Origin of the sequence: Streptomyces sp. NPDC088194 (assembly GCF_040702025.1) — a bacterium.
Taxonomy (GTDB): domain Bacteria; phylum Actinomycetota; class Actinomycetes; order Streptomycetales; family Streptomycetaceae; genus Actinacidiphila.
In genome coordinates, this window is record NZ_JBFBIV010000102.1 from 1 (window position 1) to 20,381 (window position 20,381).

Below are 20,381 nucleotides of genomic sequence, written 5' to 3' on the forward strand. Positions count from 1 at the left end.
GACGCGGCCCCCACCGACGCGGCCCCCGCCGGCCGGTTCGGGCCGGCCGGATCGGGCCGCGTCACCCGCCGGCCGCCCGCCGGGCGCCCGCGTCAGATGCGGGGGCGGGGGCGGGCGTCCGGGGAGGGCCGCCCCGTGAGGGCGGGCACCGAGCGTCCGGCGCGCTTGTAGGTGCGCATGAGCAGGGCGGTCTCCACCCGGCGCAGCCCCCGCAAGCCGGAGAAGGCCCGCGCGTGGAAGTCGTGCGCGGCGGCCACCGTGGCGTGGCTGCTGTAGCCGAGCACGTTGCTGCGTCCCGTGGTGACCCCCAGGTACCGCACGGAGGGCTCGTGGGCGAGCCGGCGGAGCGTGGCGTCGAGGTGGGTGTGTTCGACCTCGAGCTGGAAGCGGGTCTCCGCCGGGTACCCGAGGACCTCCGGCTCCGCGAACAGCCGTAGCTGGAAGACGTGCGAGGACATCAGCCGGGCGAGGCGCCGGCGCGTGGTCGACTCGCTCAGGCTCAGCCGGGTCGCCAGGCCGCTGACGGGCATCCGCGCGTCCTCGGCCAGGAGATCCACCAGCTCGCGGTCGACGGCGTCGACGTCGACGTCGATGGGGGGCGGGGGCCGCCGCCCGTACATCGCCAGCCGGCGCAACCGGGTGGGCTCCGTCTCGTAGGGGGACCAGTCCACCGCCGTGAGCAGGAGTCTCAGCACGAGCGCGGAGTGGATGTCCAGCACCCCCGGCAGCCGGCCCACCGTGCGGTCGATGACCTCGATCAGCTCGGCCTCGTCCTTGACGGCCATCTCCGCGAGGACCACCAGGTCGCCCGTGGCCACCTCCACCGACCGGGTGTCCGGCCGGGCGGCGAGGACGCGGGCCACCTCCTCCAGGCGGCCGGGGGCGCAGCGTACGGCCAGTTCGACGACCAGTCCCTCGCCCAGGTGCTCGCTCACCAGGGCGGCGATGAAGCGCACCAGGCCGGTGTGCAGCATCCGCTCCAGCCGCCGGGCGACGGTCCGCTCGTGCAGCCCGACCCGGGTGCCGACCTCGGCGAACGAGGCCCGGGGCTGCTGGGCGAGGAAACGCAGGATCTCCAGGTCAGGACCGCTGAAAGGCATCCGCACGGGGCTCTCGGATTCCGCCATGTCCGCCTCCCTGATGTCCGAATCCGCCATGAGCGACGTCCGCACACCTGATCCGGGCAATCCCGAGGGGATCTCTTGCCCGGATTCGGGGGTGGACCGCAGATTACCGGACATCATCCACCAGCCGACTTCCGGCCGTCCGCAGAGGTGCCGCCCGTGCCTGAGACAGCGAACAGACCCTTGCGCGGTTCCGCCGCACCGATCCAGGCCGTGCCCCCGGTGGCCATCCTCGTCTCGATCATGCTCGTCGAGTTGTCCAGCGGCATCACCCAGGGCTTCCTGTCGCCGATCCTGCGCAGCCTGACGGATGTCCTGCACGTCACCGCCGCCGATCTGAACTGGCTGAGCATCACCAACCTGATGGCGAGCGTCGCCTTCACGCCGCTGCTGTCCCGGCTCGGCGACCTGCACGGCCACCGCCGCGTGCTGCGCTGGAACATCGCCGTCGTGCTGGCCGGATCGGTCGTCGTGGGGCTGGCGGGTTCGTTCCGCACCCTCCTGATCGGCCAGGTGCTGCAAGGGGCCTTCGCCGGCTTCTTCCCGCTGCTGGTCGGCATCCTGCGCAACCGCCGGACCGCCGCCGAGAGCCGGCGCAGCATCGGCACGATGGTGGCGGCGCTGATGGGCGGCATCTGCGTCGGCATGGTCGCCAGCGGCCTGGTCGCCCACTACGTCGCCACCCCGACGGCCGCCCTGTGGGTGCCGACGGTCGCGGTCGCCGTCGCCTTCCTCGTCACGTGGCCGCTGCTCCCCGAGACGGAGGAGCGCCCCGGCGGCCGGCTGGACGTGCGCGGCGGCGTGCTGCTCTGCGCCGGCCTCGTCGCCGTCATGCTGGGGCTCGGCCAGGGCGGCATGCCGGGCTGGGAGTGGGGTTCGGCGCGCACCCTGGGCTGCCTGGGCGGCGGGGTGCTGGTGACCGCGATATGGGCCGTGGTGGAGACCCGCTCCGCGGAACCGGTGATCGACGTGCGGCTGTTCCGCCACCGCAACGTGGCCGTCGTGTCCGTCGTGGCCACGGCCTTCTCGTTCTGCCTGATCGGCCTCCAGGTGGCCGGAGCGGTCTTCATGGCCACGCCGAAGGACGCCGCCGGGTACGGGCTCGGCCTGTCCCCGCTGCAGATCGCCTTCGCGATGATCCCGTCGATGGCCGTGATCGGGCTGGCGGCGGTGGCCGCCCCGGCGCTGGCCGCGCGGATCGGCGACCGCGCGACCCTGGTCCTCGGCTCGGCGCTGATGGCCGTCGGCTACCTGCTCACCCTCGCCTTCCACGACTCCACCGCCCCCTACCTGCTGTGCCAGGTGGTGGCGGGGGCGGGGGCCGGGATTCTCCAGCAGTCCACCCGCACCCTGGCGGTCGAGTCGGTGCCGCACGACCAGACGGCGGTCGGCTCGGGCATCAACGAACTGCTCATCAACGTCGGCGGATCGCTGGGCGCCGCCTGCGTCCTCGCCATCACGGCGGCCGCCACCCCTGCCGGCTCGGTCCTTCCCGACTACACGGCATACGCCGCCTGCTGGGTCGTCTGCGCCGCGGTGAGCCTCGCCGGCTCGGCGTTCGCCCTGCTCTACCGGCCCAGCACCCGCACCGCCTGAGCGCCCACAGAAAGAGAGCCGCAAGTGAACCGGTCAGCCCCGCGCGAGCGCGCCCGCGCCCTCGTCACCGAACGCCAGGACGACGTCATCGCCCTCAGCCACAGCCTGCACGCGGAGCCCGAACTCGCCTACGAGGAGCACAGGTCGGCCCGCAAGATCGCCGACCTCGCGGAGTCCGCGGGGTTCGCGGTGCGGCGCGGCGCCTACGGTCTGGAGACCGCGTTCGAGGCGGTCACGGGCAGCGGCGAGCTCACCGTCGCCATCACGGCCGAGTACGACGCCCTGCCGGGTATCGGCCACGCGTGCGGGCACAACGTCAACGGCGCCTCCGCGGTGACCGCGGCGCTGGCCCTGGCCCCGGTGGCCGACGAACTCGGCCTCACGGTCAAGCTGCTGGGCACCCCGGCCGAGGAGTACGGCGGCGGCAAGGTCGACCTGCTGCGGGCCGGCGCCTTCGACGACGTCGCCGCCGCGATGATGGTGCACGCCGCGCCCACGGACGGCGTGGGGATGACGTCCCTCGCGATCGGCAGTTGGCGGGTCACCTACAAGGGGCGGCCCGCGCACGCCGCGGCCATGCCGCACCGGGGCATCAACGCCGCCGACGCGATGCTGATCGCGCAGGTGGCGATCAGCGCCTACCGGCAGCAGATGCTGCCGGGCGGCGTCGTCCACGGCGTCGTGACCGACGGCGGCGAGGCTCCGAACGTCATTCCCGGCCTGGTCGCCGCGAACTACGACTGCCGGGCGGAGACGGCCGGGGACCTCGCGGAACTCCAGGCCCGCATCCGTGCCTGCTTCGAGGCCGGCGCGCTCGCCACGGGCGCCGAACTCGCCATGGAGGCCGTGGGCAACGACTACGCCGACCTGCGCCAGGACCTCGACATGTGCGCCGCCTACCGGGACGCGGCGCAGGGCCTCGGGCGGGTGATCACGGACCACCCGACCGGGATGCGCGGCGGTTCCACCGACATGGGCAACGTCTCCCACCTGGTGCCCACGATCCACCCGTCCATCGGCTACGACTGCGGCGACACCATCATGCACAACCCCGAGTTCACCCGGTACGGCACCAGTGCCGCCGCCGACCGCGCGGTGCTCGACGGCGGGCTCGCGATGGCCTGGACGGTCATCGGGCTGGCCGCGGACACCGGTCAGCGGGCGCGCCTGCTCGACCGGTTGGCGAGCCGCCCCGCCCCGGCCCGCTGACCTCCCCCGCGCGCACTCCGCCGGCCCGGCGGGCGCGCCCTCACACCTGCCGGGTCGGCAGCACGACCACCTGGCGCAGGTTCACCCGGGCCGGGCGGCTGGTGGCGTAGCCGATCAGGTCCGCGATGTCCTGCGGCGTCATCGCCTCGACCGCGTCGAACATGCCGTCCAGCGCGGCGCTGAGGCCGGGGTTGTCGATGTGCCCGGCCAGTTCCGTGGCGGTCAGGCCCGGCTCGATGTTGGTCACCCGGACGTCGCGGGGCCCGAACTCGGTGCGCAGCGAGGCCGAGAGCGCGGTGAGCGCGGCCTTGGTGGCGCTGTAGACGGCGTACTCGGGGAAGGTCACGTGCGCGCCGATCGAGGAGACGTCGACCAGGTCGGCGACGCCGTTCTCAGCCGCCGCGGCGATCAGGTCGGCGCGGAAGGCGTCGATGACGCGCAGCGCACCGGTCAGGTTGGTGTCGATCATCCGCGTCCACTCGTCCACGCGGCCCGCGTCGACCGGGTTGGGCAGCATCACCCCGGCGGCGTTGACCACCAGGTCCACCCGGCCGAGCACCTCGCGCACCCGCTGGGCGGCGGCCGCCACGGACGCCTCGTCGGTGATGTCCGCGGTGACCGCGAGCGCCTGGCCGCCGTCGGCGGCGATCATCGCGGCGAGTTCCTCCAGCCGCTCGGTGCGGCGGGCCAGCAGCGCGACCCGCGCCCCGCCCGCGGCCAGCAGCCGCGCGGTGGCCTCGCCCATGCCGCTGGCGGCTCCGGTGACGACGGCGGTGCGGCCCGAAAGGTCGTACGGCGCGGTGCTGTTCATGAGGAGGGTCCCCTTGTGAGTGGGCCAGGTCCCGCTACGGGTCCGGCGCTGTCGGGGCCGCTGCGGTGGTCCGGAGCGGCGTTGCCCTCACTGTGCTGCGCCCCCGGCGGCGTACCCAGGGTGACGCTGAACCTGGGTACGCCAGTACCAGGTTCGGCGCGGGCCGCTCGTCTAGGGTCGTGCCATGGACAACTCGCTCGGCGACTACCTGCGTTCGCGCAGGGCGCGGATACAGCCGCAGGACGTGGGGCTGCCGGAGTACGGCCGGCGGCGCGTGCCGGGGTTGCGGCGCGAGGAGGTCGCGCAGCTCGCCGGGGTGAGCGTCGACTACTACATCCGGCTGGAGCAGGGCCGCGGCAGCCACGTCTCGGACGCGGTGCTCGACGCGGTCGCGCGGGTGCTGGAGCTGGACCCGACCGAGCGGGAGCACCTGCGGGACCTGGCCAGGCCCGGCCGGACCGGGCGCGAGGCCAAGGCAGCCAAGGGACCCAGGCGGCCGGCGCAGCGGATACGGTCCGGGGTGCGGCTGCTGCTGGACCGCATGACGGACGTCCCGGCGTTCGTGCTCGGCGACCGGATGGACGTGGTGGCCTGGAACGCGCTCGGCGCGGCCGTCAACGGCTTCACGCCGAGCGGCACTTCGGGCCGTGCCACAGCCGGTTCCGGCCCTTCCGGCCCGCCGAACATGGCCAGGAGCACCTTCCTCGACCCGGACGCCCGCACCTTCTACCGTGACTGGCCCGCGGTCGCCGCCGAGACCGTCGCGCACCTGCGGCTGTTTGCGGGCCGCCGGCCCGACGACGAGCGGCTGGCCGCGCTGGTCGGCGAACTGTCCGTGCGCAGCGAGGACTTCCGGCGGCTGTGGGCGGACCACCAGGTCAAGGAGAAGACCTTCGGCGTGAAGCGGCTGCGCCATCCGCTCGTCGGTGACCTGGACTTCGGGTACGAGACGCTGGCGCTGCCGGCCGAGCCGGACCAGTTGCTGGTGGCGTACACCGTGCCGCCGGGCTCGCCGACCGCGGAAAGGCTCGCGCTGCTGGCCAGTTGGAGCGCGGACGGGAGCGGTGCGGATTCCGGTGCGGATTCCGGTGCGGGGGCCGCGGGCGAGGCCGGGCCGCCGGAACAGCCCGAGCAACCCGAGCAACCCGAGCAACCCGAGCAACCCGACAGGCTCGACCGCCGGCCCTGACGGCGGGCCTCTCACCGGCGGGCCGTGGCCGTATCCCCGTCGGCGGGATCTCCGGCGGGACCGTCCGCGGCGTCCCCGGGCGGCTCGTACGGGTGGGCGGCCAGCAGCTCCGCGAAGGCCGCGCCCGCGCCGCCGAGCGGCTCCCGGGCGATCACGAACAGGCCGCGCCGCCAGGGCGGGTCGAGCCGGACCGTCGCGCACTCGGGCGGGGCCGCGTAGGAGGGCACCGCCACGACGCCGACCCCGGCGGCCGCCATCCGCACGGCGGTCGAGGTGTGCTCGGTGCGGACGGCCGTGCGCGGGGTGAAGCCCACCTTCTCGCAGGCGAGGTCGATGAAGGGGCGCCCGTCGACCACCGGCTCCATCGCGCACCGCACCCACGCGCGCTCGGCGAACGCGGCCAGCGGCACGACCCGTTCGGCGGCCAGCGGGTCGCCCGGCGGCAGCACCATCACGATCTCCTCCGCGCCGATCGGGGTGAGCGTCATGCCGCCGCCGGTGCGGGTCGCGGCCGGTCCGGGGTCGTGGCCGACGGCGAGATCGGCCACCCCGCGTTCCATCGCCTCGACCAGGTCCTCGCCCCGGGAGTACTCGCGCAGCACCAGCCCCACCCCGGGCCGCTGCCGCCGCCAGCGGGCGAAGACGGAGGGCAGCAGCCCGGCGGCGATGGAGTGCACCGCGGCGATGTGCAGTTCGCCGCCTTCCGCCCCGGCGGCGGCACGGGCGGCGCGCTCGGCGCGTACGGCGCTGCGCACGGCGAGTTCGGCGTGCGGCAGGAAGGCCCGGCCCATCGGGGTCAACCGCACCCCGCGCGGCAGGCGTTCGACCAGCTCGCCGCCCATCTGCCGTTCCAGCGACTTGAGTTGGTGCGACAGGGCGGGCTGGGTGACGTGCAGCGCCTCGGCGGCGCGGGTGAAGGAGTCCGCGTCGACCACCGCGAGGAAGTACTCCATCTGCCGCAGGCTCATCCCGGCACCTTTCGCTCACCCCCCGGCCGGCGCCCGGCACACCGCCGACCGGCCGCCATGCACAACGTGCATCGTATCGACACAATCCTGGACTTGGACTCATGGCACCGGCCGGCCGGAGACTGGCCGCCATGGAACCCCGCACCGCACCGCGCCACCCGGCCCAGGCCCAGGCCCCCGACGACCCCGGCGCCGCCGACGTCATCGTGATCGGGGGCGGCACCGGCGGCTACAGCACCGCGCTGCGGGCCGCGGCGCTCGGCCTCGACGTGCTCCTCGCCGAACGCGACCTGCTCGGCGGCACCTGCCTGCACCGCGGCTGCATCCCCAGCAAGGCGATGCTGCACGCCGCCGAACTCGTGGACGGCATCGCCGAGGCCCGTGAGCGGTGGGGGGTGAAGGCGACCGTGGACTCCGTCGACTGGGCGGCGCTGACCGCGACCCGCGACGGCATCGTGGACCGCAACCACCAGGGCGTCACCGGCCACCTCGCGCACGCGGGCGTACGCGTCGTGCACGCCTCGGCGAGCCTGCGCGGGCCGCGGACGGTCAGTGCCGGCGGGACCGCGTACACCGCGCGGCGCGGGATCGTGCTGGCCACCGGGTCGCGGCCGCGGCTGCTGCCGGGCCTGTCCCCCGACGGCCGGCGGGTGGTGACCAGCGACGACGCGCTGTTCGCGCCGGGGCTGCCGGAGTCGGTACTGGTGCTGGGCGGCGGCGCGATCGGCGTCGAGTACGCGTCGCTGCACCGCTCGATGGGCGCCCGGGTGGTGCTGGTGGAGGCCGCCGACCGGCTGCTGCCGCTGGAGGACCGGGAAGTGTCGCGGCAACTGGCGCGCGGGCTGAAGAAGCGCGGAATCGAGGTGCTCACCGGCACCCGCCTGGAGGACGCCGCGACCCACGCCACCGGGGTGCGGGCGACGGTGCGCACCGCGCGCGGCCAGGTGGTGGAGCTGGACGTCGAGCGGCTGCTGGTCGCCGTGGGCCGGGAGCCGGTCACCGACGGCCTCGACCTGGCCGCCGCCGGGCTCGGCCGGGACCCGCGCGGCTACGTGGCCCCGGCGGACTGGGATCGGCTGGAGACGTCGGTGTCCGGTATCCACGTGGTCGGCGACCTGCTGCCGCCGCCGTCGCTCGGCCTGGCGCACGCGTCGTTCGCGGAGGGCCTGGTGGTCGCCGAGACGCTGGCGGGGCTCGGTCCGGCGCCGGTGGACTACGCGGCGGTGCCGCGGGTGACCTACTCCAGCCCGCAGACGGCGTCGGTCGGCCTGACCGAGGAGCAGGCGCGCGCCGAACGGGGCCCGGACCAGGTCGTGGTGAACTCGATGCCGCTGACGGCGGTCGCGAAGGGCATGGTGCACGGGCTGGGCGGCAGCGTGAAGGTGGTCGCGGAACGGGGCGGGCCGGTGCTGGGGGTGCACCTGGTCGGGCCGAACGTCTCGGAGATGATCGCCGAGAGCCAGCTGGTGGTGGGCTGGGAGGCGGAGCCGGCGGACGTGGCGCGGCACGTCCACCCGCACCCGACGCTGTCGGAGGCGGTCGGCGAGGTGTTCCTGACGCTGGCCGGGCGGGCGCTGCACCAGGTGGGATGAGCGAAGCCCGGGCGGAGAGGGCGGAACCCCGGCTGAGAGGGCGGCGCCCGGGCGGGACGGCGGCGCCCGGGCGGGACGAACCGGGCCGGGGCCCGGAAAAGCGGTGGCACCCGCCGGGCAGGGCGCGCTAGGGTCGCGGAACACGTCCAGCCAGGACCCGGAAGAGGAGGCGAGAGCGATGTCGACATCTACTGTGCCGCGCTCCCGCCCGTCCGCTGGACGTTCGTGACCCGACCGGGAGCGCACCGCTGACTCCCGAAGGACTCACATGTCTGATCTCGTACTTCGCTCGCTCACCGCGGGCGAGTCCGCCCTGTTCGGCTCCCTCCCCGTCGCGGAGAAGCTCGGCCGCGCCCTGCTCGGCCAGGAGTTCGCGCTGCTCGACGCCGGCGGGGAGTACCGCCCCGAGTGGTCGTGGGTCGCGCTGCGCGACGGCGTCGTGGTGGCCCGCGCCGCGTGGTGGGCCAAGCCCGGCGACACCGAGCCGGTCGCCCTCGACTGGTTCGACTTCGCCGACGGCGAGCGGTCCGCGGCCGTCGAACTGCTGCGCGCCGCACCGCTGTCCGCCGAGTACGCGCTGATCCTGCCGCCCGGCTGGCGCGACCGGCCCGGCCTGCGCGCCGCGTACGAGGCGCGCGCCGCGGCCGTCGAGGCGGCCGGGATGCGCAAGCTCGTGGAGCGCTACCGCTACACCTGGACCGCGGGCGAGGACCCGCTGCCCGCCCGCACCGGCCGGCTGGTCTACCGGCCGGAGCCCGACGACGACGCCTTCCGCGCGGTGATGGCCCGGATCATGACCGGCACGCTCGACGCCCACGACCGGTTGATGCTCGACGAGCACGGCCTGGACGCCGCGTTGGACGAGACCCTCGGCGTCCTCGACTGGATGCCCTCCCCCAACGACTGGCGGCGGGTCGCCTACACCCCGGACGGCGAGGTGGTCGGCGTGCACATCCCGGCGGAGAACCCGTCCATGGCGTGCATCGGCTTCATCGCGGTCGTCCCCGAGCAGCGCGGCCACGGCTACTCCTACGACCTGCTGGTGGAGTGCAGCCACGACCTGGTGGACCGCGGCGCCACCCGGATCGCCGCGGCCACCGACCAGCCGAACTTCCCGATGGCCCGCAACTTCGCCCGGGCCGGCTATCCGATCACCCAGGAACGGGTGGACTTCGTCTAGACGAGGCGGTCCCCGGGCATGCATGTGCCCGGGGACCGGGTTCGGTGACCGGGCGCCCCACCGCAGGGACGAGACCGCAGGGACGAGAGACCGTAGGACCAAGGCCGTAAGGACGAGCGGGACCGGATAGGACCACGAAGCAGGGCCGGGACGACCGGGCCGGACGGGAGCCGTTGCGTGCTGTTCGAGGTGTGGGCGCCGAACGCCCGCCAGGTGGAGGCGCTGATCGACGGGCAGGCGTACGCCATGGGGCCCGACCCCGCGCGCACCGGCTGGTGGCGGGCCGAGCTCGCGGCGGGGCCCGGCACCCGGTACGCGTACCGGCTCGACGGCGGACAACCGCTGCCAGACCCGCGCTCGCGGCGGCAGCCGGACGGCCCGGACGGACCGAGCGCGGTGGTCGACCAGGACGCCTACGGGTGGAGGTCGCCGTGGCCGGGCCGCGGGCTGCCGGGCGCGGTGCTCTACGAGCTGCACGTCGGCACCTTCACCACCGAGGGCACCTTCGACGCGGCGGTGGAGCGGCTGTCCCACCTGGCCAGGCTCGGCATCACCCATGTGGAGCTGATGCCGGTCTGCCCCTTCCCCGGCACCAACGGATGGGGGTACGAAGGCGTGTCGCTGTGGGCGGTGCACGAGCCCTACGGCGGCCCCGAGGCGATGAAGCGCTTTGTCGACGCGGCACACGCGCACGGCCTGGGCGTCGTGCTGGACGTGGTACACAACCACCTCGGCCCCTCGGGCAACCACCTGCCGCCGTTCGGCCCGTACTTCACCGACCGGCACCACACCCCCTGGGGCGACGCGGTCAACCTCGACGCGCCCGGCTCCGACGAGGTGCGGGACTTCCTGATCGGCAGCGCGCTGGCCTGGCTGCGCGACTACCGCCTCGACGGCCTGCGGCTGGACGCGGTGCACGCGCTGGTCGACACCCGCGCGCTGCACTTCCTGGAGGAGCTGTCCACCGCCGTGGACGGGCTGTCGGCCGCGCTCGGCCGCCCGCTGTTCCTGATCGCCGAGTCCGACCTGAACGACCCGCACACCACCGCGCCGCGCGAGGCCGGCGGCCTGGGCCTGCACGCGCAGTGGAACGACGACTTCCACCACGCGGTGCACACCGCGGTCACCGGCGAGGCGCAGGGCTACTACGCCGACTTCGCCGCGGCCGGGCCCGCCGCCCTCGCGAAGGTGCTCACCCACGGCTTCTTCCACGACGGCACCTGGTCGTCCTTCCGCGGCCGCCACCACGGCCGCCCGCTGGACGTGCCGACGGTGCCCGCGCACCGCCTGCTCGGCTACGCCCAGACCCACGACCAGGTCGGCAACCGCGCGACCGGCGACCGGCTGACCGCGGGGCAGCTCGGCGCCGCCGCCGCGCTGGTGCTGACCTCGCCGTTCACCCCGATGCTGTTCATGGGCGAGGAGTGGGGGGCGACCACGCCCTGGCAGTTCTTCACCGACCACGACGACCCGGAGCTGGCCGCGGCCATCACCCGGGGGCGGCGGCGGGAGTTCGCCGAGCACGGCTGGGCCGAGGAGGACGTGCCCGACCCGCAGGACCCGGCCACCCGGAACCGCTCCTGCCTGGACTGGGCGGAGGCCGAGAAGCCCGCGCACCGCGAACTGCTGGAGTGGTACCGGGCCCTGATCGCCCTGCGCCGGGCCGAACCCGCGCTGACCTCGCCCCAGTTGGACACGGTCACCGCCACCGCCGGCGGCCGGACGCTGCGGATCGCCCGCGGGCCCTTCCGGGTGCTGGTGAACTTCTCCGACGCCCCCGCGCGCATCCCGCTCAACACGCCCTGCGACATCCTGCTGGCGCGTCCGGCCTGCCGCACCCTGCCCGGCCCGGCCGTCCAGCTCCCCGCGCGCGGTGCGGCGGTGCTGCGCGCCCGCGACACGGCCCCCGAGCGGACTACCGTGGAGGGATGACCGACACGCACCCGGACCAGCGGCCCGCAGAGCAGCGGCCCGCACCCGACGACCCCGCGGACGACCCGACGGAGCCCCGCGCCGACTGCGTGCTGTGCGGTGAACCCACCGAGTACCCCAACAGCACGAAGGGCGCGACGCTCTGCCCGGTCTGCGCGTGGCAGGAGGCCCAGCGCACCGCCTGCTCGGGCTGAGCCGCGGGCGGGGTCAGGTGGCGAGCAGCAGCTTGCGGTACTTGTCCACGTCCAGATCCGGTTGCGGGTACGCCGGGTCGATCCGCTCCAGGTGCTCCAGCAGCAGCCGGCTGATCGCCCAGTTCCGGTACCACTTGCGGTCGGCCGGCACGACGTACCAGGGCGCGGCCTCGGTCGAGCACCGCTCCAGCGCCACCTGGTACGCCTCCTGGTAGTCCGGCCACCGCTCGCGTTCCTCGACGTCGGTCGGGCTGAACTTCCAGTGCTTGTCCGGCCGGTCCAGCCGGGCCAGCAGCCGGGCCCGCTGCTCCTGGGGGCTGATGTGCAGGAAGACCTTCAGCACGGTCACCCCGCCGTCGGTGAGCGACTGCTCGAACCGGTTGATCGCGGCGTAGCGACGGCTCCAGACCGACCGGGGCACCATGTCGTGCACCCTGACGATCAGCACGTCCTCGTAGTGCGAGCGGTCGAAGACGCCGATCTCGCCGGGGTGCGGGAGGGCTCTGCGGATGCGCCACAGGAAGTTGTGGCGGCGCTCCTCCGCGGTGGGCGCCTTGAACGCGCGCACCCGCAGGCCGGCCGGGTTCAGCCCCGACACCACGTGCTTGACGGTGCCGCCCTTGCCGGAGGTGTCCATGCCCTGAAGCACCAGCAGCACGCGGCGCTGGTCGCCGCCCACGGCACTCTGCGCGAACAGCCGCTCCTGCAGTTCGGCGAGGTGCGGGCGCATCCGCTCGATCTCGGCGAGGCCGTGCTTCTTGTTCTTCGGGCCGCCCGGGGTCCCCCGCGGGTCGTACGCCGACAGGTCCACCGGGCCACTGCCCGGCTCCACGCGCAGCAGCGTACGCAGTTTCTTCGCCATGACCCGATCCTGCGGGTATTCCTTCCGCTCCGCCATCCGCCCGGGCCGCCCGTTCATCTCGCGGAAGGAGCCGCACACACTCAGGGACGCTGGGGGCACCTCCCAGGCGAAGCTCTGGGGGAGGAACTGCGCGACAAGCCCCCACCGGCAGGTGGTCCCTCGACCGACAGAACCACCCACCCCGGGGGGTCAGGCCAGCCGAGAAGCTTCGCGAGCCAGCGAGGTGAGGCGTGAGACGGCCCGGAAGTACTTCTTCCGGTACCCCCCGCGGAGCATCTCCGCGGAGAAGAGCTGGTCGAAGGGCACCCCGGAGGCCATCACGGGCACCTCACGGTCGTAGAGCCGGTCGGCGAGCACCACCAGACGCAAGGCGGCGGCCTGGTCCGTCACCTGCCGCACCCCCCGCAGGAAAACCGCGTCGATCCCGTCGACGAGGGCCCCGTACCTGCTGGGATGCACCTTCGCGAGGTGCTCCGCGAGCGGCCCGAAGTCGTCGAGCGCCGCACCGGGCGTACGGACGGCGGCCGCGGTGACCTGCTCGTCGGTGTACGGGTCGGGCGCCTGCGGCAGCCCCCGGTGCCGGTAGTCGTCCCCGTCGATCCGCAGCGAGGTGAACCTCTCGGACAGCCCCTGGATCTCCCGCATGAAGTCGGCGGCGGCGAACCGGCCCTCGCCGAGCTTGCCGGGCAGCGTGTTGGAGGTCGCGGCGAGCCGCACCCCGGCCGCGGCGAGCCGGGCCAGCAGCGTGGAGACCAGGACGGTGTCGCCCGGGTCGTCCAGCTCGAACTCGTCGATGCAGACCAGGCGGTGGGAGCTGAGCGCGTCGACGGCCGGGCGGAACCCGAGCGCGCCCACCAGGTTGGTCAGCTCCACGAACGTGCCGAACGCCTTCTGCGCGGGGGGCGCGTCGGTGGCGTGCCACAGCGACGCGAGCAGGTGCGTCTTGCCGACGCCGTAGCCGCCGTCCAGGTAGATCCCGCCGGGGGTCGCGGGCCGCTCGGGCACCTTGCCGCGGAACCACCTGCGCCGGGCGGTTCCCTGCGCGGGTCCGCCGAGCCCGGCCGCGAACTCCTCCAGCGCGCGCACCGCACGGGACTGGCTGGGCTGCGCCGGGTCCGGGACGTAGGTCGAGAAGCGCACGGAGTCGAACCGCGGCGGGGGCACCAGCTCGGCGAGCAGCCGCCCGGCATCCACGTGCGGGTCACGCTCCGTGAGCGCGACCGGTGCGGCTATTCCTGCGGCGACATCCCCTGGCACGACATCCCACCCTACCGGTAGGGGCCCGGTGTCCCGCGCACGGGTGGCGGGCGGGCGAAGGAGGGCGGATCGGACGAAGAAGGACACTCGGCCGCCGGACGTGACCGGGTGGGCGATTCCGGCACGGCGCGGCGCGAGGTGACGGGCCGGCGGGTGGGAGACTGCAAAAATGCAGCAACTGTTCCCCCCGCCAGGACCGGACACGGCGAACCCGGTGGACCTGGTGCACACCTACGCGTACCCACCGCGGGAGGCGGGCCCGTACCTGCGGGCGAACATGGTCTCCTCGCTCGACGGCGCGGCGACCCACGACGGCACGTCGACCGCGCTCTCCTCCGCCGCCGACATGCGGATCTTCGGCACCCTGCGCGCCTTGGCCGACGCGGTCGTGGTCGGCGCGGAGACGGTCAGGAACGAGGGGTACCGGCCCGGAAAGGCCCGCCCGTCGTTCGCCGAACGGCGCGCGGCGGACGGCCAGACCCCGGCCCCGGCCATCGCCGTGATCAGCCGGCGGCTCGACCTGGACTTCGCGGCACCGCTGTTCACCGCCGCGACCACGCCGACGCTGCTGCTGACCGGCGCGGGCGCGGACCGCAAGGCGCTGGCCTCGGCCGAAGCCGCGGGAGCGCGGGTGGTGGTCGCCGGGGACGGCGACGGCGTGGACCCGGCCCGCGCGGTGCGCGAGCTGGCCGCCTTGGGCCTGTCCCGGCTGCTGCACGAGGGCGGCCCGCGGGTGCTCGCGCAGTTCGCGGCGGCCGGGGTGGTGGACGAGCTGTGCCTGACGGTGGCACCGTTCGCCGTCGGCGGTGACGCGCCGCGGATCATGAACGGGCCCGGTGTCGCCGGTCCGGCCCGCTTCGTACCGGTGTCGGTTCTGGAGGAGGACGGCTTCCTGTTCACCCGCTACGTCAAGCAGACGGAGGCGCAGGTCACGGCATAAGGCACTCTCCCGGGGGACGCGCGGCGGAAAAAAGCGGATTCGTTCGTTCCGCTTCGCGAACCGCGGGAAGAATGGAATCGGCGCCCGGTGAAGATCGGGGCCTCGTTCGCGAGAGAGAAGGACGCGTCCGTGTTCACGACCGTACTCATGATCGAGAAGCCGCTCGCCGCGGCCGATGTGGAGCTGGTCACCACGCTCCACGGCGACGAGCAGGTCTCCTTCGTCGTGCTCATGCAGCCCCGCGGCGACCAGGACCGCCTGCTGCGCGCCGTGGACGACGTGGCGCTCGGCTACCTCGACGACGCCGCCCGGGAGAACGAGGTGCCGGAGGGCCAGGACGCCTTTCCGCCCGCCGAGCGCTCCCTCGCGCACTCCCTGGAGGCGCTGCGGGCCGCCGGGGTGCCGGCCGAGGGCGAGGTGGTGGAGAGCCACCCGCTGGACAAGCTGAAGGCGGTGGTGGAGGAGCACCAGGCCGACGAGGTGGTGGTGCTGACCGCGCCGCACTTCGTGGAGGAGTTCTTCCACCGCGACTGGACCTCGCGGGCCCGGCACAAGGTGGGCGTGCCCGTGCTGAAGCTGTTCGCGCAGCACGACTGAGCCGGCGGCACGCCCGTCAGGAAAACTGCCCGGCACTAGTGCCACAATCGGGCGTCGGCACATAAGTGAACCACCCTCTGGAGACCCGCGCATGAGCCCGTCCGGCCCGCCCGTACCCCCCGACCTGGACCGACCGCACTTCATCGGCATCGGCGGCGCCGGGATGTCGGGGATCGCGAAGATCCTCGCCCAGCGGGGGGCGCGGGTGGCCGGCAGCGACTCGAAGGACTCCGAGACCGCGCGGGCGCTGCGCGCGCTGGGTGCCACCGTGCACATCGGCCACGACGCGGCGCACCTCGCGCCGGACGCGTCGGCCGTGGTCGTGTCCAGCGCGATCCGCGCGGAGAACCCGGAGCTGGCCGCGGCCCGCGAGCGCGGCCTGCCCGTGGTGCACCGCAGCGACGCGCTGGCCGCGCTGATGGCGGGCACCGTCCCGATCGCGGTGGCGGGCACCCACGGCAAGACCACCACCACCTCGATGCTCGCGGTCGCGCTGACCTCGCTGGGTCTGGAGCCGTCGTACGCGATCGGCGGCGACCTGGACGCGCCGGGCTCCAACGCGCACCACGGCGGCGGCGAGATCTTCGTCGCCGAGGCCGACGAGTCCGACCGCAGCTTCCACCGGTACGCCCCGCAGGTCGCGGTGGTGCTCAACGTCGAGCTGGACCACCACGCCAACTACGCCTCCCTGGAGGAGGTGTACGAGTCCTTCGAGGAGTTCGTCGGCAAGGTGCGGCCCGGCGGCACCCTGGTGGTCTCGGCCGACCAGCCCGGCGCGGTCGAGCTGACCGCCCGGGTCCGGGACATCGGCGGTCTGAACGTGGTGACCGTCGGCGAGGCCGAGGGCGCCGACGTCCGTATCACCCGGATCAACCCGCGCGGCCTGACCAGCGAGGTCAGCGTGCTGCTCGACGGCCGGATGCTCACCTTCACGGTCTCCGTGCCGGGCAGCCACTACGCGCACAACGCGGTCGCGGCGCTCGCCGCGGGCATCGCGGCCGGCGCCCCGGCCCGCAACCTGGCGTCCGCGCTGGCGAAGTACACCGGCGTCAAGCGCCGCCTCCAGCTCAAGGGCGAGGCCGCGGGCGTGCAGGTGATCGACTCCTACGCGCACCACCCGACGGAGATGGCCGCCGACCTGGCCGCGATCCGCCAGGCCACGACCACCGCCTCCGGGCCGGACGGCGCCTCGGCGGCCGGCGGCGGCCGGGTGCTGGTGGTCTTCCAGCCGCACCTGTTCAGCCGTACGAAGGAACTGGGCACCGAGATGGGCGGCGCGCTGGCCCTGGCGGACGCGTCGCTGGTGCTGGACATCTACCCGGCCCGCGAGGACCCGATCCCCGGCATCACCAGCGAGCTGATCGTGGCCGCGGCCCGGACCGCGGGCGCCGACGTGACCGCCGTGCACGACCGGGAGGCGGCCGTGGAGCTGGTGGCGGGAATGGCGAAGCCCGGTGATCTCGTTCTCACCATGGGGGCGGGTGACGTGACGGACCTCGGTCCCCTGATTCTCGCCCGGCTCGCCGACTGAGGCCGTCCGAGGCCGACTGAGGAGGTTCGCATGTCGCAGGATGCGCGCAAGTACCAGGTCGACAAGACCGACGAGCAGTGGCGCTCCGAGCTGTCGCCGCAGGAGTACGCGGTGCTGCGCCAGGCCGGCACCGAGCGCCCGTTCACCGGTGAGTACACCGACACCAAGACCGAGGGCGTCTACTCCTGCCGGGCCTGCGGCGCGGAGCTGTTCCGGTCGGACACGAAGTTCGAGTCGCACTGCGGCTGGCCGTCCTTCTACGACCCGGCCGACTCCGACGCGGTGGAGCTGATCGAGGACCGCTCGATGGGCATGGTGCGGGTGGAGGTGCGCTGCGCGAACTGCGGCTCGCACCTGGGCCACGTCTTCGAGGGCGAGGGGTATCCGACCCCTACCGACCAGCGCTACTGCATCAACTCGATCTCGCTGCGGATGGCCCCCGCCGAGAGCTGACCGCACCCCCGCCGGCAGGCCCCCCGGTGACGGGCTGATCCGCTCCCTCCCGCACCCCCGGGTCGTAAGGTGATCGGCACACACCGAACCGGGGGGATGGGCCGTGGACGACAGCACCGAGGGCACCGGAGCCGACCGCGGCACCGGGGCCGGGATCGAGACCGGCGGAGCGGCCGATCGTTATGACGTCCTGGTCGTCGGCGGGAGCGGCATCGACACCATCGTCCGGGTGGACGAGCTGAAGATCCCCGGCGGCGACTCGGTGTCGGTGCCGCCGGTCCGTGACTACGTCGCGCACACCGGCAACGGCGTGGCGCTGGGTTTCCACGCGCTCGGCCGCCGCACCAAGTTCGTGGACTTCCTCGGCGACGACGCGCCCGGCCGGATGATCCTCGACAAGTACGCGGCGGTCGGCCTGGACTTCGACCACCTGGTGGCCCCCGCCGGCACCCCGCGCAGCGTCAACCTGGTCGACGCCGAAGGCCGCAGGTTCTCCTTCTTCGACGGCCGGCACCCCGCCGACCTGCTGATGCCGCTCTCCTTCTGCGGCCCGTACCTGGACCGGGCCCGGCATGTGTACCTGGCCCGCTCGCACGTCAACCGCGAGCTGTTCGACGCGGCCCGCCGGCGCGGTGTGCCCGTGTCGACCGACCTGCACACCTGGGACGGCGCGGACCCGTCGGCCCACCCGTGGGCGTACGGCGCCGACTACGTGTTCATGAGCGCCGCCACCGTCAAGGAGGGGGTGGCCGACGTGCTGCGCGACATCGTCGCCCGCGGCCGGGCCCGGCTTGCGGTGGCCACCGACGGCGCCGACGGTTCGTACGTCCTGGACCGCGCCCGGCCCGACCTGGTCCGGCACGTGCCCGCGGTCCGCCCCGAACGGCCGGTGGTGGACAGCAACGGCGCGGGCGACGCGTACGTCACCGCCTTCCTGCACACGCTCTTCGACGGCGGCGACCTCGACCAGTGCGCGCTGGCCGGTTCGGTCTCGGGGGCGTTCGCCTGCGGGCAGCACGGCACCCACGAGGCGCAGATCGGGGCCGACGAACTGGCCGCGAGCTGCCTGCGGGCACGCGCGTCCGGGGCACCGGACGGGACGCCTGCGGCGGGCGGTGCCATGGCGGACGGCGCCGCTGTCAGCGGGTGAGCCTGGCGGCCGGCCGGCGCGGCGCGAACTTCCACCCGGCCGCCGTCGCCGGACGGCGACTTCAGGCCCGCGCGGTCCCCAGCCGGGCCACCGTCCGCACCGACCCGCCCAGCGCGAGGGCCGCCACGCAGACCGCCACCGCGAGCGCGGCCACCGGGTAGTGCACCGCGCCTGACTGCGACCCGTGCACCAGCGACGTCACCGCGGCCTGCGCGGGCGAACCGCTGGTCAACAGCACCGCGCCCGCGCCGAACGCCGTGACCAGCACCGACCAGCCCGCCCCCGGCAGCAGCGGCGAGTTGGTCAGCGCGCCGACCGCCGTACCGAGCAGCACGGAGACCGCCGCGGCCATCAGCCCGGCCAGCAGCGCCGGCCCGATCGGGATGTCCGCCCGCATGTCGTCGGTGTGCGCGCCGCTGATCGCGGTGACCACCAGCGTGCCGACCAGCCCGAGCAGCCAGGACCCGCCCAACGCGGCCAGCAGCGCGCCGAGATGGGCCCGGCCCGGCCCCACCGCCGAGGCCGTGCAGGCCCGCGCGGCCGGCGGCTCGCCCGTCGCGCACACCCGCACCAGCCACGCGGCCACCGGCAGCAGCAGCGCGGCCGCGTACCCCAGCGAGCCGAGCAGCGCCTCACCGCCCGCGACGCCGATGGCCAGCACGGCGCCGTAGAAGATCAGCGGCGGCAGGAAGCGGTGCGAGCGCAGCAGCAGGTCGGCCTGGTACCGCACGAGCGCGCCGAGCCGTCGGTACGGTCCGCCCGCCCCCGGCACTGCGTCCACAGCCGGTACGGACCCGGCTGGTACAGACACGGGGGGTGCCTTCGCGGCGGGGACGGACCCGGCCGGTCCGGTCGCCGCGCGGATACGGGGCCGCGGCATGCCCCCGCCGCGTACGGCCTCGATGTGCCAGGGCGGCTCCGCGCCGAGCAGGGCCCGCAGCACACCGTCTGACGCCTCCGCCGGCACCTCCACCCCGATCCGCCCGCCGCCCTCCCGCCACGGCCCGAACGGCTCGACCGCGGGCGGCACTTCACCGCTCCCGGCGGCCTCGACGACGACGCGGCCCCCGGTGCGGTGCGCGGCCCCCGGCCGCTCCCGGCCCCGCACGTCGCCCGCCCGGACCGCTCCGCCCGCCGTCACCGCGTACACCGCGCTCGCCTCCCCCGCCAGGCGGCGCGGGTCGTGGTCGACGTAGAAGACGGTCGCGCCCGCGCCGACCCGTTCGCGCACCACGCCGTCGAGGACATCGCGGGCGGAGGTGTCCAGGCCGGTCCACGCCTCGTCGAGGACGAGCAACTCCGGGTCGGCGAGCAGCGCCTGCGCGACGGCGACCTTCTGGCTGGTGCCCTTGGACAGCTCGTCGAGCGGGGTCCCGGCGTACCCGGTGATGCCGAAGCGCTCCAGCCAGTACAGGGCACGGGCGCGGGCGGCGGCCGAAGGCAGACCGCGGATCGCGCCGAGGTGGGTGAGGTAGCGCAGCACCGGGAACGGCAGCGCCGCGGGGAAGCGCTCGGGCACGTACGCGGTACCGGCGTCCGGCCGCCCGGTCAGGCGCCCGGCGGTCGGCGAGTCCACCCCCGCGACGATCCTCAGCAGCGTGGACTTCCCGCTGCCGTTGGCGCCCTCGACCCGCACCAGCGAGCCGCCCGGCACCTCCAGCGAGACATCCCTCAACACCCAGGGCCCGCGCACCCCGTAGCGCCGCCCGACCTGATCGAGCCGCAGCCCGTTCGTCTCCAGCACACCCCCATCCTGACCCACCCCGCGGGGGGCGCACAGGTCCGATGGGAGACTG

General features: G+C 74.5%; 18 protein-coding genes. 12 read left to right on the plus strand and 6 right to left on the minus strand.

All coding sequences use genetic code 11. The features are described from left to right. Positions 1-92: 92 nt before the first annotated feature. Entirely contained in the window at positions 93-1,127 is a 1,035-nt protein-coding gene (locus AB0399_RS34625; RefSeq protein WP_366413986.1) for an Lrp/AsnC family transcriptional regulator, read from the minus strand. A gap of 156 nt (positions 1,128-1,283) precedes the next feature. On the opposite strand from AB0399_RS34625, the gene AB0399_RS34630 reads away from it, so the two are divergent. Both AB0399_RS34630 and AB0399_RS34635 read left to right on the plus strand, forming a co-directional pair. Continuing rightward, a complete protein-coding gene (locus AB0399_RS34630) occupies positions 1,284-2,720 on the plus strand; it encodes an MFS transporter (RefSeq protein WP_366413987.1) in 1,437 nt (478 codons plus the stop codon). Between the two features lie 24 nt (positions 2,721-2,744). Beyond that, on the plus strand, positions 2,745-3,929 hold the full coding sequence (locus AB0399_RS34635; RefSeq protein ID WP_366413988.1) for a M20 family metallopeptidase: 1,185 nt from the start codon (positions 2,745-2,747) through the stop codon (positions 3,927-3,929). A gap of 40 nt (positions 3,930-3,969) precedes the next feature. Here AB0399_RS34635 and AB0399_RS34640 read toward each other — a convergent pair whose 3' ends face one another. Next, positions 3,970-4,740: an SDR family oxidoreductase gene (locus AB0399_RS34640; RefSeq protein WP_366413989.1), complete on the minus strand. Its 771-nt coding sequence runs from the start codon at positions 4,738-4,740 to the stop codon at positions 3,970-3,972. A gap of 184 nt (positions 4,741-4,924) precedes the next feature. Between AB0399_RS34640 and AB0399_RS34645 the strand changes: the two genes are divergently transcribed. Next, positions 4,925-5,929 carry a helix-turn-helix transcriptional regulator gene (locus AB0399_RS34645; protein WP_366413990.1) on the plus strand — a complete coding sequence of 335 codons (1,005 nt, stop codon included), beginning with the start codon at positions 4,925-4,927 and terminating at the stop codon, positions 5,927-5,929. 11 nt (positions 5,930-5,940) lie between these two features. Here AB0399_RS34645 and AB0399_RS34650 read toward each other — a convergent pair whose 3' ends face one another. Next, complete coding sequence (locus AB0399_RS34650; RefSeq protein ID WP_366413991.1) at positions 5,941-6,897, minus strand: LysR family transcriptional regulator; 957 nt, start codon at positions 6,895-6,897, stop codon at positions 5,941-5,943. Between the two features lie 131 nt (positions 6,898-7,028). On the opposite strand from AB0399_RS34650, the gene lpdA reads away from it, so the two are divergent. The 4 genes from lpdA to AB0399_RS34670 all read left to right on the plus strand — a co-directional run bounded on the left by lpdA (position 7,029) and on the right by AB0399_RS34670 (position 11,795). Further along, on the plus strand, positions 7,029-8,489 hold the full coding sequence (gene lpdA / locus AB0399_RS34655; RefSeq protein ID WP_366413992.1) for a dihydrolipoyl dehydrogenase: 1,461 nt from the start codon (positions 7,029-7,031) through the stop codon (positions 8,487-8,489). A 268-nt stretch (positions 8,490-8,757) separates the two neighbouring features. Then, on the plus strand, positions 8,758-9,669 hold the full coding sequence (locus AB0399_RS34660) for a GNAT family N-acetyltransferase (protein ID WP_329363812.1): 912 nt from the start codon (positions 8,758-8,760) through the stop codon (positions 9,667-9,669). A gap of 177 nt (positions 9,670-9,846) precedes the next feature. Then, positions 9,847-11,601, plus strand: coding sequence for a malto-oligosyltrehalose trehalohydrolase (gene treZ, locus AB0399_RS34665; protein WP_366413993.1), 1,755 nt, complete (start codon positions 9,847-9,849; stop codon positions 11,599-11,601). Further along, on the plus strand, positions 11,598-11,795 hold the full coding sequence (locus AB0399_RS34670) for a hypothetical protein (RefSeq protein WP_366413994.1): 198 nt from the start codon (positions 11,598-11,600) through the stop codon (positions 11,793-11,795). The genes treZ and AB0399_RS34670 overlap by 4 nt, the downstream gene beginning before the upstream one ends. Before the next feature lie 13 nt (positions 11,796-11,808). On the opposite strand, the gene AB0399_RS34675 is transcribed toward AB0399_RS34670, so the two are convergent. Both AB0399_RS34675 and zapE read right to left on the minus strand, forming a co-directional pair. Beyond that, on the minus strand, positions 11,809-12,657 hold the full coding sequence (locus AB0399_RS34675; protein WP_328470487.1) for a polyphosphate kinase 2 family protein: 849 nt from the start codon (positions 12,655-12,657) through the stop codon (positions 11,809-11,811). 189 nt (positions 12,658-12,846) lie between these two features. After that, complete coding sequence (gene zapE, locus AB0399_RS34680) at positions 12,847-13,914, minus strand: cell division protein ZapE (RefSeq protein ID WP_366413995.1); 1,068 nt, start codon at positions 13,912-13,914, stop codon at positions 12,847-12,849. 169 nt (positions 13,915-14,083) lie between these two features. On the opposite strand from zapE, the gene AB0399_RS34685 reads away from it, so the two are divergent. The 5 genes from AB0399_RS34685 (at position 14,084) to AB0399_RS34705 (ending at position 18,585) form a co-directional block, all read left to right on the plus strand. Continuing rightward, entirely contained in the window at positions 14,084-14,854 is a 771-nt protein-coding gene (locus AB0399_RS34685; protein WP_366413996.1) for a pyrimidine reductase family protein, read from the plus strand. Positions 14,855-14,983: 129 nt separating this feature from the next. Beyond that, on the plus strand, positions 14,984-15,451 hold the full coding sequence (locus AB0399_RS34690) for an indole-3-glycerol phosphate synthase (protein ID WP_329363820.1): 468 nt from the start codon (positions 14,984-14,986) through the stop codon (positions 15,449-15,451). Between the two features lie 91 nt (positions 15,452-15,542). Next, on the plus strand, positions 15,543-16,982 hold the full coding sequence (gene murC / locus AB0399_RS34695; protein ID WP_366413997.1) for a UDP-N-acetylmuramate--L-alanine ligase: 1,440 nt from the start codon (positions 15,543-15,545) through the stop codon (positions 16,980-16,982). 30 nt (positions 16,983-17,012) lie between these two features. Further along, positions 17,013-17,435: a peptide-methionine (R)-S-oxide reductase MsrB gene (msrB, locus tag AB0399_RS34700; protein WP_328470477.1), complete on the plus strand. Its 423-nt coding sequence runs from the start codon at positions 17,013-17,015 to the stop codon at positions 17,433-17,435. Positions 17,436-17,538: 103 nt separating this feature from the next. After that, positions 17,539-18,585 carry a carbohydrate kinase family protein gene (locus AB0399_RS34705; protein ID WP_366413998.1) on the plus strand — a complete coding sequence of 349 codons (1,047 nt, stop codon included), beginning with the start codon at positions 17,539-17,541 and terminating at the stop codon, positions 18,583-18,585. A 61-nt stretch (positions 18,586-18,646) separates the two neighbouring features. Here the strand turns inward: AB0399_RS34705 and AB0399_RS34710 are convergent, their stop codons facing one another. Further along, a complete protein-coding gene (locus tag AB0399_RS34710) occupies positions 18,647-20,329 on the minus strand; it encodes an ATP-binding cassette domain-containing protein (RefSeq protein ID WP_366413999.1) in 1,683 nt (560 codons plus the stop codon). Between the last annotated feature and the right edge of the window lie 52 nt (positions 20,330-20,381).